We start from the raw sequence: 10,998 nt of genomic DNA on the forward strand, positions 1-10,998 counted from the left end.
CCTTTCCAAGATGACCGCGCTGCGGTTTAAGCCGCCGGCTCGAATTTCAGCGCCACGCCGTTGATGCAATAGCGCAGGCCGGTCGGCGGCGGGCCGTCCTCGAAGACATGGCCGAGATGGCTGCCGCAGCGGGCGCAGTGGCATTCGGTGCGGACCATGCCGTAGCTGCGGTCGACGGTGTTTTCGACCGAACCCGGCACCGGGTCGTTGAAGCTCGGCCAGCCGGTGCCGCTCTCGAACTTCAGCTTGGATTCGAACAGCGGCTGGTCGCAGCCGACGCAGGAAAAGGTTCCGGCGCGCTTTTCGTAGAGCAGGGCGCAGCTTCCGGGCCGTTCGGTGCCGTGGCCGCGCATGACGGCATACTGCTCCGGCGTCAGCCGGGCACGCCATTCGGCGTCAGTGCGGGTAACGGGGTAGGTGTGGGTATCCATCCAATCTCCTCAGCCTTGGCGGCTTGTTGTTGGTTGCAGCCGGTATTCGCACCAACATAAGCATTTGTTACACGCCTGCCCAGCGCAGAGGCGTGTTTGGGGCTCAATGCTTGCGTGAGAGCTGCTTGGTCGCGGCTTCGAGCCCGGCCAGCGTCAGCGGGAACATGCGGCCGCCGAAGATATCGCGGATCATCGCGATCGAGTGGGTGAAGCCCCAGTTCTTCTGGTTTTCGGGGTTCAGCCAGACCGCGTTCGGCCATTGTTGCAGCAGGCGGCCGAGCCAGACGGCGCCGGCTTCCGGGTTCCAGTGCTCGACCGAACCGCCGGGGTGCGCGATCTCGTAAGGGCTCATCGAGGCGTCGCCGACGACGATCACCTTGTAGTCCGGGCCGTATTTGTGAAGCAGGTCGAAGGTCGAAATCACCTCGGCATGGCGGCGGCGGTTGTCCTTCCACACGCCCTCATAGAGGCAGTTGTGGAAGTAAAAATATTCGAGCTGGCGGAACTCGGCGCGGGCGGCCGAAAACAGCTCCTCGACGCTTTTGATGTGGTCGTCCATCGAGCCGCCGACATCGAAGAACATCAGAAGCTTCACAGCATTGCGCCGTTCGGGGCGCGTCTGCACGTCGAGATAGCCGTGCTCGGCGGTGGCATGGATGGTGCCGGGCAGGTCGAACTCTTCCTCCGCGCCCTCGCGCACCCAGCGGCGCAGCCGCTTCAGCGCCACCTTGATGTTGCGGGTGCCGAGCTCGACGGCGTCGTCGAAATTCCTGAACTCGCGCTTGTCCCACACCTTCACCGCACGGCGGTTGCGGCTTTCGTGCTGGCCGATGCGCACGCCTTCGGGATTGTAGCCATAGGCGCCGAAAGGCGAAGTGCCGCCGGTGCCGATCCATTTCGATCCGCCCTGGTGCCGGCCTCTTTGTTCCTCGAGCCGCTGCTTCAGCGTCTCCATCAGCTTGTCGAAACCACCGAGCGCCTCGACCAGTTTTTTCTCTTCCTCGGTCAGGTGCTTTTCGGCGAGTCGGCGCAGCCACTCCTCGGGGATGTTGGCGACATCGACCGCATCCGGTCCGCCCAGCGCTTCAATGCCCTTGAAGACATGCGCAAACACCTGGTCGAAGCGGTCGATATGACGCTCGTCCTTCACCAAAGCGGCGCGGGCGAGGTAATAAAAACCCTCGACGTCATAATCGACCAGACCGGCTTCCAGCCCCTCCAGCAGCGACAGATATTCCCTGAGCGAAACGGGTACCCGCGCGGCCTTCAGTTCGAGGAAGAAGGGGATGAACATGGGCTATCTACAGCAGATCGTACTCGATGAAGCCAGTCCGCCGGGCAACGCGGTCGTAGAGCTTGCGCGCGGTGGTGTTGGTTTCGTGGGTCATCCAGTAGACGTTCTTGACGCCGATCTTGCCGGCCTCCTGCTTTACCGCTTCGATCAGCGCCGCACCCACGCCCTTGCCGCGCACATCAGGGTCGGCGAACAGGTCCTGCAGGTAGCAGTTGTTTTTTTCGGACCAGCCGGAGCGATGGTAGAGATAGTGGGTCAGGCCGACCGCCTTGCCGTCGAGCGTGGCGATAAAACCCTTCGGCTCGAATTCTCCGTCAGTGAACAGCCGTTTCCAGGTGATGTCATACACCTCGTCAGGCAGCTTGGTTTCGTAGAAGGTGAGGTAGGCGGTCCACAGACGCCGCCAGTCGGCATGGTCGGCCTGCGCCAGCGGGCGGACGGTGATCTCGGTCATTTAGGTTCCACCAAAGCATGACCCGTTCCGGCGGAATCAGATCAGGTACAGCTTCGCCTATACCACCGGCGAATTGTACTCGCGAAATGCGGTCGCCAGCACATGCAGGGCCTCGCGCGCTCGTGGTGCCAGCGTGTGCGAATGCAGCACCACTTCGGACGGGTCAAGCGGCGGCAGGCCAAGCTTGCGGCCAACCTCGACCAGGCCGGGAGGAACGACCCGGTGGGCCAGCGCCGAAATGGCAAAGCCCGCCGATACAGCAATGTTGACGGCCGCCCCGCCGCCGCCGACGAAGGCCTCTTCCCAGGCTATGCCTGCCTTGTTCAGCGTCTCGACCGCTCGCACACGGTCCGGGCAGCTGCATATCGTGCTTAGAAGCGCCAGGCGCAGCGGCGTTCCGCGCTGCCATTCGAAGGAAGGGGTCGCGAACCAGCCATAGTGGTTGCGCGACAAGGTCCGGCCCGGACGGCTGTCGCCTTCGCGGTGTACGATGATCGCATCCAGTTCGCCGCGATCGAACGCCTCCTTCAGAATTGTGCTGGTGTCGATCCTCAAACTGAGCGTGAGCGAGGGATCGTGCGCATGGAGCTGGGCAATCAGGACGGAAAGCTCGGGGCCGGCGACATGATCGACAAAGCCGAGCGCGAGCCGGCAAGGTGCTTCGGCAAACTCAGCCATGGCGCGCTCATGCGCGGCCAGGAAGTCGCGCGCGGAGGGCAGGAAAACAGCCCCCTTCGCCGACAGACTGACGCGGCGCGGCGTGCGTTCGATTAGCCGCGCCCCGAGCTTTTCCTCGAGCCGGCGCAGCTTGACGCTGATTGTGGCCTGGGTGCTGCCCAATGCGGCAGCGGCGCGGGTGAAGCTCTGCAGGTCGGCCACCATCACGAAGGTGCGGACGGCATCGACATCAAGACTGGTCATTTACAACCTTCCGTCGGGCAGCATGCCAATTTGTCATTTCTGATATAGCCAACCATAGCCTTTTTTCATGGTCAAGTCTCCTCTATTTCAGGCCGATCGCGGTTTGAAGAGCATCGCCGCCCCATGTTCCGATGGAGAGATCGATATGCCGTTGCCAATTCAACGAAACACCATTGCGCTGACCGGCGTGTGCCTGGCGTCGCTGCTGTTCGGGCTCGAAATCTCCAGCGTGCCGGTGATCCTGCCGAAACTGGAAAGCGTGCTCGCCGCCGATTTCAGGGATTTGCAGTGGATCATGAATGCCTACACCATAGCCTGCACCACGGTGCTGATGGCGACCGGGACATTGGCCGACCGCTTCGGCCGCAAGAGCGTGATGGTGATCACCACCATCGCCTTCGGCCTCGCCTCGCTGCTGTGCGGCCTGGCTCCCAGTGCGCCGCTGCTGATCGCCGCCCGTTTCCTGCAAGGTCTTGCCGGCGGCGCGATGCTGACCTGCAGCGTCGCCGTCCTGTCGCACCAGTTCCAGGACGGCCGTGAACGTGGCAAGGCTTTCGTCGCCTGGAGCGTCGTCGCGGGCATCGGGCTTGGCTTCGGTCCCGCCATCGGCGGCCTGATCGTGGCACTGTCGAACTGGCAGTGGGTGTTCCTCATCCACGTGCCGCTGGCGATCCTGGCGCTCGCCTTCATCGGCGCCGGTGTCACGCAATCGCGCGATCATAATGCCCAGACGCTCGACTGGGCCGGCATGCTGACGCTTTCAGCTGCAGTGTTCGGCTTCTCTTCTCTGATCACGCAAGGTGCGGACCTCGGAGCGAGCGCCCGCATCGGCGTGATATCAGCCTCGGTGGCGGCCTTCATTGCTTTTCTCGTCGCCGAGAGGGTCAATGCCTATCCGATGTTCGATTTCTCGGTCTTCCGCATCCGCCAGTTTTCCGGCGCGATCATGGGCGCGATCGGCATGAATTTCAGCTACTGGCCGTTCATCATCTATTTGCCGATCTATTATTCCGGCGTGCTCGGCTATGACAGCACGACGAGCGGCCTTTTGCTGCTCGTTTACACGCTGCCCTTCATGGTGATGCCGCCAATCGCCGAGCGCATTCGCGCGCGCTATCAGGCGCGGATCGCCGTCCCGCTTGGCCTTTTGACATTGGGGATCGGCTTCATCGCCATGTGGATCGGCTCCGGGCTCGAAGGGGCGACCTGGCTGGCCATGCTGCCCGGCACGCTGATCGCCGGCATCGGCATCGGTCTCACCAATTCACCGACCACCAACACCACGACCGGCGCGGTGTCGCCGGATCGCGCCGGCATGGCCTCCGGCATCGACATCAGCGCCCGCCTGATCACGCTCGCCATCAACATCGCGGTGCTCGGCCTGCTGCTGACGCAGGGGATCGTTTCCTACCTGTGGACCACACTCGGCGCGGCGATGGAGCCGAACGAGTTGCGAGCGCTGGCGGAAAGGATCGCCACTGGAAATCTCAATGACTTGACGCAAGTCTCGCCCAAGCTCGCAACGCTCGATCCGTCCGGCGCCATTGTGCACGCCGCTCTGGTCAACGGTTTCAGCTGGGTCATGCTCTATTGCGGGCTCGGCGTTCTAGCTCTTTCGGTCATCGGGTTCGTCATTTTTGGGCCGAAGCGCGCCGCGCCGCAGGAAAGAGGGCTTGCTGCCGCCGAGTGAGCGGCCCAAGCCGCTCATAGCTGTTAGCCGGCCCCGCCGCCCTTACCCCTGCCGCCTGGCCATAAAGGCCAGGCGTTCGAACAGATGCACATCCTGCTCGTTCTTCAGCAGTGCGCCATGCAGCTTGGGCAGCGCGTTCTTGGGATCGGCGCGCAGATCTTCCGGTGCGATGTCGTCGGCGACCAGCAGGCGGATCCAGTCGAGCGCCTCGGAGGTCGACGGCTTCTTCTTCAGCCCTGGCACGTCACGGATCTCGTAGAACTGGGTCAGTGCCGCGCGCACCAGATTCTGCTTGATGCCGGGATAGTGGACATCGACGATTTTGTGCAGCGTGTCGACGTCGGGAAAGCGGATGTAGTGGAAGAAGCAGCGGCGCAGGAAGGCGTCGGGCAGTTCCTTCTCGTTGTTGGAGGTGATGATGACGATCGGCCGGACCGCGGCGCGAATGGTCTCGCCGGTCTCGTAGACGAAGAACTCCATCCGGTCGAGTTCCTGCAGCAGATCGTTGGGAAACTCGATGTCGGCCTTATCGATCTCGTCGATCAGCAGCACGACCTTCTTGCCGGCCGCGAACGCCTCCCACAGCTTGCCGCGCTTGATGTAGTTCCTGATGTCGTTGAAGCGCTCGTCGCCGAGCTGGCTGTCGCGCAGCCGCGAGACCGCGTCATATTCATAGAGCCCTTGCTGCGCGCGCGTCGTCGACTTGACGTGCCATTCGATCAGGTCGAGGCCGAGTGCCGCCGCCACTTGCCTGGCAAGTTCGGTCTTGCCGGTACCGGGCTCGCCCTTGACCAGCAAGGGCCGCTCCAGCGCGATCGCCGCATTGACCGCCACCATCAGATCCTTGTCGGCGACATAGGCCGCCGTGCCTTCAAAACGCATGCTTGCTCCTCGGTTGGTCATCGCGACCGTAAGGACGCCGCCCGGCCTGTGCAAGGGCGAGCCGGTCGCGACGAAAAAGGGCGTGCATCCGAAATGGAAACATCGGCTCGTGTCACTGGCGCTGGACCGACCAGCGGCCTATATTGGGGGCGACGGTCTGTGCTTCCCGGCAGGAGAACATTTTCCCCGGGGCCTTAACGATCCTTAGGGAGCTGTCCCTGGGAAGACCCGTGGGTTTTCTCATACGGCGCCCACCTACTTTGTAGGTTCCCGGGATCGCTCTCTCCACCGGTTGTGTGGATCGTCACTCAAGGCCAAGCATCCACTGACATTTCGGTGGATCGTGCGGTAGAAAACGTTGCTCCTGACACTCCGCTCAAATCCGACCTTTTCTACCTTGGCTTCATGACCTCTCCGAAAGAACTCAAGAAACATCTCCGCAAGGAAGCACTCGGCCGCCGCGATGCGCTCGATGCGTTCTGGCGGGTGGAGGCCGCGCTGGAAATGGCCGAGACGTCGCGCGATCACCTCGCGGTCGAGCCGGGCCAGATCGTCTCCGGCTTCTGGCCGATGCGCTCGGAGGTCGACGTGCGGCCGCTGATGTTCGCTTTGCGCGAGCAAGGGGCAAGGCTTTGCCTGCCGGCCATTCTCGACAAGACCACCATCGTCTTTCGCGAACTGGTGCGGGGCGCGCCGATGGTCGAGATGGGTTTTGGCACGGTCGGTCCGCATGAGGAAGCCGAGGTTCTCGATCCCGCGGTGATGTTGGTGCCGCTCGCTGCTTTCGATGCGCGCGGCCATCGCCTTGGCTACGGCGCCGGCCACTATGACCGGGCGATCGCGCGCCTGCACGCCATGGGGCGCCAACCCCGATTGATCGGCATCGCCTTCGACTGCCAGGAGGTAGCGCGGGTTCCCGACGAGCCACATGACGTCGTCATTCCGGAAATACTCACCGAGAGCGGCTTGCGCCGCTTCGATATCGCTTAAAAAGTCGCGATCCGCTTAACGCGTTTCCAAGACATGCCGGGGTAGTTTTTTGCTCAATACGACCCGAGCCGATGGCGGTCGTCATGTTTGTCTTAGCACGCTACCTGCTGATGCCGTTCGTCCTCATCGCGGTGACGCTGTTCGCGATGGGCTTGCACATTGTCGGAACCAGCCTGCATCACCAGTTCGCCTGGCATCAGACGGTTGCCACCGTAATGGATGTCAGTCCCTATACCGAAACCCACAAAAACGGCCTGGCCACGAAAGGCATCAATGTCGCCATCGCCTATGTCGCCAACGATGCGCCGATGATCTGGTCAGGCAAGGGAAAGCTCATCGGTCTATACACGGCGTCCAAAGGCGACCGGGTGGAACTGTACTACGACCCTGCCGACCCATCGTCCCTCGATACCGCCGCAATGAAGGGCTGGGGCGGCGGGTTGCTGCTCTTTGCCGTTACGGGCGGGTTCACCGCTTTCTACGTCTGGTTCTTCTGGCTGCGCGGACGCAACGCGCCGCCGCCGATGTCTTCGGCCGGCCGCGTCGCAAGCGCGGGACAGCCGCAACCGCAGCGTGGCACTTTCGGTCGGCGTTAGGACCAGAACGGCGTGTTGCACCGTGTCATCGCTTGACGCGCGTGACCATCCGGCCGATACTACTGGATTCCAGTAGGTCTGCATGCTTGAATTCGAATGGGACGATGGGAAAGCAGCCGGTAATGTTGCCAAGCATGGTGTGGCATTCTCCGATGCTTGCCGCCTCTTCGATGACATTCACGCGCTGCACTACATCGACCGCTCCATGGTTTATGAGGAAGAACGGTTCGTCAGCATAGGTATCGTCAATGGCGTAGTGCTGACAGTGGTTTACATCGAGCGTGGCGACCGAATAAGACTGATCTCCGCCAGGAAGGCGACACGCCATGAGCAGAAAGCGTATGACGAAGCATGAATCTGAAACCGACTGGGATCGGCTGCGCGCCATGAGCGATGCTGCGGCCGAGGCGGGCGCGTTGGCTGATGCAGACAATCCTCCCGCGAGCGTGGACCGGCTGACGCCTGTTGCGCGCGTCAAAGTCATCCGTCGCGCTCTGCATCTTACGCAGGAAGAGTTTTCGATCCGCTACCTCATTCCGCTCGGGACGCTTCGCGACTGGGAGCAAGGCAGAACCGAGCCGGACCAGGCAGCGCAGGCCTATCTCAGGGTTATCGCCAAGGAACCGGAAACGGTGTCGCGGGCGCTCGGCACGCGCAGCGCCGCATGAGACTTCTCTTCCTCGGCGACATGGTAGGCAGATCGGGACGTACGGCGGTGTGGGAACAGCTGCCCGGCCTGATCTCCGATTTCAAACTCGATTTCGTCATCGTCAATGGTGAGAATGCCGCCGGCGGTTTCGGCATCACCGAAGATATTTTTCGCGACACCATTGCGGCCGGCGCTGATGTCGTCACCACCGGCAACCATGTCTGGGACCAGCGCGACGCGCTGATCTTCGCGCCGCGCGAGGAACGTTTCCTGCGTCCCTCCAATTTTCCCAAGGGCACGCCGGGGCGCGGCTCCGGCGTCTACATCGCCAAAAACGGCGCACGCGTGCTGGTCGCCAACATTATGGGCCGGGTGTTCATGCATCCCGAACTCGACGATCCGTTCCAGGCCGGTGAACGCGAGCTGGCCGCCTGTCCGCTGGGCGAGCAGGCCGATGCCGTGGTCATCGACTTTCACGCCGAGGCGACTTCGGAGAAAATGTGCTTCGCGCATTTCGTCGACGGCCGCGCCAGTCTCGTCGTCGGCACCCACACGCACCAGCCGACCGCCGATCACCAGATCCTCAATGGCGGCACGGGCTACATGTCCGACGCCGGCATGTGCGGCGACTATGATTCCTCGCTCGGCATGGACAAGGAAGAACCGCTCAACCGGTTCCTGTCGAAAGTGCCGAAAGGCCGCTTCGAGGCGGCGACCGGACCGGCGACATTGTGTGGCATCGGCGTCACTATTTCCGACCGCACCGGGCTGACCGAGAAGATCGCGCCGTTTCGTCGCGGGCCGCGGCTTGAAGAAACCGCACCATCCTTCTGGTCGTGACATTGATATGCTGGAATATAGTACCTAACTGGCGACGAAACTGCTCTAGATCGTAGAGGGGACGACCTCCATGCAGCTCGTTGAATTCCTGGCGCCGCATTTTCAATTTGTCTCTGACCCCACCGCCTGGGTCGCGTTGCTGACGCTGATTGTGCTCGAGGTCGTGCTCGGCATCGACAATCTGATCTTCATCTCGATCCTGACCAACAAATTGCCGGAAGCGCAGCGCGCACGCGCCCGCCGTCTCGGCATCTCGGCGGCGCTGATCATGCGGCTGGTGCTGCTTGCCACCATCTCGATCATCGTCCAGCTGACGACGCCGGTGTTCACCGCCTTCGGCCACGGCTTTTCCTGGCGCGACCTGATCCTGATTGCCGGCGGCCTGTTCCTGGTGTGGAAGGCGACCAAGGAAATTCATCACACGGTCGACCCGGAAGACCACAAGGACACGATGATGGGCGAGACACTGCAGATCTCGCTTGCCGGCGCCATCTTCCAGATCCTGCTGCTCGACCTCGTCTTCTCGATCGATTCGATCATCACTGCCGTCGGCATGACCGACGAGATCGCCATCATGTATATCGCGGTCATTGTGGCGGTGAGCGTGATGATGCTGGCGGCCGGGCCGCTGGCCAATTTCATCGCCAAGAATCCGAGCATCGTCATGCTGGCCCTGGGCTTCCTGCTGATGATCGGCATGACGCTGATTGCCGACGGCATGGGCTACCATGTGCCCAAGGGCTACATCTACGCCGCCATGGGTTTCTCGGCCTTGGTCGAAGGACTCAACATGCTGGCGCGGCGGCGCAGGAAATCCGGTGGTGGGCATTGAAGCTGCTCGCCGGGGCGCTGTGAACGCCGTGTCTGGACGAATTGAGCCGATTTATCTATAAGCCGGCCATTCCGACAGAGAACGCCGTAAGCCTTCGCAGGCATGCGAGAGACGTTCTGAAATTTAAATTCGAGCATTTGCGGGAAGGCCGGGTATCGTCGCCTCGCTTCGCGATGCTCTAGCCGAAGACGACAGGGGTGCCATGGCTGGCCATTCACAGTTCAAGAACATCATGCACCGCAAGGGCCGCCAGGACGCGGTGCGGTCGAAAATGTTTTCCAAGCTGGCGCGCGAAATCACCGTCGCCGCCAAGAGCGGGACGCCGGATCCGTCGATGAACCCGCGCCTGCGCCTGGCCATCCAGAACGCCAAGGCGGTGTCTATGCCGAAGGACAACATCCAGCGCGCCATCAACAAGGCGTCGATGGGCGATGCCGAGAATTACGAAGCGGTGCGCTACGAAGGCTACGGGCCGGGCGGCGTGGCGCTGATCGTCGAGGCGCTGACCGACAACCGCAACCGTTCGGCCTCGAACGTACGCGCCGCCTTCACCAAGGCCGGCGGTGCGCTCGGCGAAACCGGCTCGGTGTCGTTCATGTGGAACCGCGCCGGCGAGATCTACTATCCGGCCTCCGCCGGCAGCGCCGACAAGGTGATGGACGCGGCGATCGAGGCCGGCGCCGATGATGTCGAGTCCGACGAGGAAGGCCATACCATCTACTGTGCCTTCGAGAGCATGGGCGAAGTGTCGAAGGCGCTGGAAGCCTCGCTGGGCGAGGCCGAATCGGTGAAGCCGATCTGGCAGCCGCAGAACAATGTTCCGGTCGACGAAGAACGCGCCCAGTCGCTGATGAAGCTGGTGGCAACGCTCGAAGACGATGACGACGTGCAGAGCGTCTACGCCAATTTCGAGGTCGACGACGAGACGATGGCCAAGCTCAGCGCGGCGTGATCGAAACTCGGAAATGAGCCAGCTGCCCACCATCCGCATCACCTATTGCACGCAGTGCCAGTGGCTGTTGCGCGCCGGCTGGATGGCGCAGGAACTGCTCTCGACCTTCGGCACGGATCTGGGCGAAGTGACGCTGGTGCCGGGCACCGGCGGCATCTTCACCATTTCCTGCAACGATCAGCTGGTCTGGGATCGCAAGCGCGACGGGGGTTTCCCGGAAGCAGCAAAACTCAAGCAACTGGTTCGCGATGTGATCGATCCGGACCGCGATTTAGGCCATTCCGACCGCAAGGCCTAATCTGCGTCGACATTCAGGTGAGGCCGGCCTGCAAATGACGGCTACCTGCGCTTCCGGTGCTCATATGTGGACGGCCCCCTGCTTGCAAGGCTTGGTGAGATAGTTTGATCGGATCGCTTGCGCTCATATGTCCGGCCTTTTGCGCGCGGATATCTGAGCGCGGGCCTAG

The 10,998-nt window shown here is 62.2% G+C and carries 14 protein-coding genes and 1 other RNA gene; 10 read left to right on the forward strand and 5 right to left on the reverse strand.

The window, feature by feature from the left end:
- Positions 1-26: 26 nt before the first annotated feature.
- The 4 genes from msrB to JQK88_RS31495 all read right to left on the reverse strand — a co-directional run bounded on the left by msrB (position 27) and on the right by JQK88_RS31495 (position 3,100).
- On the reverse strand, positions 27-431 hold the full coding sequence (msrB, locus tag JQK88_RS31480; protein WP_013529102.1) for a peptide-methionine (R)-S-oxide reductase MsrB: 405 nt from the start codon (positions 429-431) through the stop codon (positions 27-29).
- A 103-nt stretch (positions 432-534) separates the two neighbouring features.
- Positions 535-1,725, reverse strand: a complete 1,191-nt coding sequence (locus JQK88_RS31485) for a vWA domain-containing protein (RefSeq protein ID WP_203280530.1) — start codon at positions 1,723-1,725, stop codon at positions 535-537.
- Positions 1,726-1,732: 7 nt separating this feature from the next.
- Positions 1,733-2,179: a GNAT family N-acetyltransferase gene (locus tag JQK88_RS31490; protein WP_203280531.1), complete on the reverse strand. Its 447-nt coding sequence runs from the start codon at positions 2,177-2,179 to the stop codon at positions 1,733-1,735.
- 57 nt (positions 2,180-2,236) lie between these two features.
- Complete coding sequence (locus tag JQK88_RS31495; RefSeq protein WP_192252441.1) at positions 2,237-3,100, reverse strand: LysR family transcriptional regulator; 864 nt, start codon at positions 3,098-3,100, stop codon at positions 2,237-2,239.
- 145 nt (positions 3,101-3,245) lie between these two features.
- Between JQK88_RS31495 and JQK88_RS31500 the strand changes: the two genes are divergently transcribed.
- Complete coding sequence (locus tag JQK88_RS31500) at positions 3,246-4,790, forward strand: MFS transporter (RefSeq protein WP_246750125.1); 1,545 nt, start codon at positions 3,246-3,248, stop codon at positions 4,788-4,790.
- Between the two features lie 42 nt (positions 4,791-4,832).
- Here JQK88_RS31500 and JQK88_RS31505 read toward each other — a convergent pair whose 3' ends face one another.
- Positions 4,833-5,672, reverse strand: coding sequence for an AAA family ATPase (locus JQK88_RS31505; protein ID WP_203280533.1), 840 nt, complete (start codon positions 5,670-5,672; stop codon positions 4,833-4,835).
- A gap of 151 nt (positions 5,673-5,823) precedes the next feature.
- Here JQK88_RS31505 and ssrS point away from each other — a divergent pair.
- The 9 genes from ssrS (at position 5,824) to JQK88_RS31550 (ending at position 10,829) form a co-directional block, all read left to right on the forward strand.
- Positions 5,824-5,979, forward strand: a non-coding RNA gene (ssrS, locus tag JQK88_RS31510) — 6S RNA.
- A gap of 98 nt (positions 5,980-6,077) precedes the next feature.
- On the forward strand, positions 6,078-6,662 hold the full coding sequence (locus JQK88_RS31515) for a 5-formyltetrahydrofolate cyclo-ligase (RefSeq protein WP_203280534.1): 585 nt from the start codon (positions 6,078-6,080) through the stop codon (positions 6,660-6,662).
- Positions 6,663-6,733: 71 nt separating this feature from the next.
- Positions 6,734-7,258 (forward strand): DUF3592 domain-containing protein, encoded by a 525-nt coding sequence (locus JQK88_RS31520; RefSeq protein ID WP_203280535.1) that lies wholly within the window; start codon positions 6,734-6,736, stop codon positions 7,256-7,258.
- Positions 7,259-7,340: 82 nt separating this feature from the next.
- Positions 7,341-7,613 (forward strand): BrnT family toxin, encoded by a 273-nt coding sequence (locus JQK88_RS31525; protein ID WP_203280536.1) that lies wholly within the window; start codon positions 7,341-7,343, stop codon positions 7,611-7,613.
- Positions 7,600-7,926 carry a helix-turn-helix domain-containing protein gene (locus JQK88_RS31530; RefSeq protein WP_246501588.1) on the forward strand — a complete coding sequence of 109 codons (327 nt, stop codon included), beginning with the start codon at positions 7,600-7,602 and terminating at the stop codon, positions 7,924-7,926. The genes JQK88_RS31525 and JQK88_RS31530 overlap by 14 nt, the downstream gene beginning before the upstream one ends.
- Positions 7,923-8,747 carry a TIGR00282 family metallophosphoesterase gene (locus JQK88_RS31535; protein ID WP_192252422.1) on the forward strand — a complete coding sequence of 275 codons (825 nt, stop codon included), beginning with the start codon at positions 7,923-7,925 and terminating at the stop codon, positions 8,745-8,747. Before JQK88_RS31530 ends, JQK88_RS31535 begins: the two co-directional genes overlap by 4 nt.
- A 70-nt stretch (positions 8,748-8,817) precedes the next feature.
- Positions 8,818-9,579 carry a TerC family protein gene (locus JQK88_RS31540; protein ID WP_203280537.1) on the forward strand — a complete coding sequence of 254 codons (762 nt, stop codon included), beginning with the start codon at positions 8,818-8,820 and terminating at the stop codon, positions 9,577-9,579.
- Positions 9,580-9,781: 202 nt separating this feature from the next.
- Positions 9,782-10,531, forward strand: a complete 750-nt coding sequence (locus JQK88_RS31545; protein WP_023668740.1) for a YebC/PmpR family DNA-binding transcriptional regulator — start codon at positions 9,782-9,784, stop codon at positions 10,529-10,531.
- Positions 10,532-10,544: 13 nt separating this feature from the next.
- The gene (locus tag JQK88_RS31550) at positions 10,545-10,829 is read left to right on the forward strand and encodes an Rdx family protein (protein ID WP_192252416.1); all 285 of its coding nucleotides are present in this window, start codon (positions 10,545-10,547) and stop codon (positions 10,827-10,829) included.
- Positions 10,830-10,998 lie beyond the last annotated feature (169 nt).

The organism is Mesorhizobium caraganae, assembly GCF_016836705.1.
GTDB classification, from domain to species: Bacteria; Pseudomonadota; Alphaproteobacteria; order Rhizobiales; family Rhizobiaceae; genus Mesorhizobium; species Mesorhizobium caraganae.

What these genes read in the sequence shown, in the direction of transcription:
- JQK88_RS31505 (WP_203280533.1), bottom strand. Translation starts at nt 5,672, where the DNA reads ATGCGTTTTGAAGGCACGGCGGCCTATGTCGCCGACAAGGATCTGATG.
- JQK88_RS31490 (WP_203280531.1), bottom strand. Translation starts at nt 2,179, where the DNA reads ATGACCGAGATCACCGTCCGCCCGCTGGCGCAGGCCGACCATGCCGAC.
- JQK88_RS31495 (WP_192252441.1), bottom strand. Translation starts at nt 3,100, where the DNA reads ATGACCAGTCTTGATGTCGATGCCGTCCGCACCTTCGTGATGGTGGCC.
- JQK88_RS31525 (WP_203280536.1), top strand. Translation starts at nt 7,341, where the DNA reads ATGCTTGAATTCGAATGGGACGATGGGAAAGCAGCCGGTAATGTTGCC.
- msrB (WP_013529102.1), bottom strand. Translation starts at nt 431, where the DNA reads ATGGATACCCACACCTACCCCGTTACCCGCACTGACGCCGAATGGCGT.
- JQK88_RS31535 (WP_192252422.1), top strand. Translation starts at nt 7,923, where the DNA reads ATGAGACTTCTCTTCCTCGGCGACATGGTAGGCAGATCGGGACGTACG.
- JQK88_RS31500 (WP_246750125.1), top strand. Translation starts at nt 3,246, where the DNA reads ATGCCGTTGCCAATTCAACGAAACACCATTGCGCTGACCGGCGTGTGC.
- JQK88_RS31540 (WP_203280537.1), top strand. Translation starts at nt 8,818, where the DNA reads ATGCAGCTCGTTGAATTCCTGGCGCCGCATTTTCAATTTGTCTCTGAC.
- JQK88_RS31530 (WP_246501588.1), top strand. Translation starts at nt 7,600, where the DNA reads ATGACGAAGCATGAATCTGAAACCGACTGGGATCGGCTGCGCGCCATG.
- JQK88_RS31550 (WP_192252416.1), top strand. Translation starts at nt 10,545, where the DNA reads ATGAGCCAGCTGCCCACCATCCGCATCACCTATTGCACGCAGTGCCAG.
- JQK88_RS31515 (WP_203280534.1), top strand. Translation starts at nt 6,078, where the DNA reads ATGACCTCTCCGAAAGAACTCAAGAAACATCTCCGCAAGGAAGCACTC.
- JQK88_RS31485 (WP_203280530.1), bottom strand. Translation starts at nt 1,725, where the DNA reads ATGTTCATCCCCTTCTTCCTCGAACTGAAGGCCGCGCGGGTACCCGTT.
- JQK88_RS31545 (WP_023668740.1), top strand. Translation starts at nt 9,782, where the DNA reads ATGGCTGGCCATTCACAGTTCAAGAACATCATGCACCGCAAGGGCCGC.
- JQK88_RS31520 (WP_203280535.1), top strand. Translation starts at nt 6,734, where the DNA reads ATGGCGGTCGTCATGTTTGTCTTAGCACGCTACCTGCTGATGCCGTTC.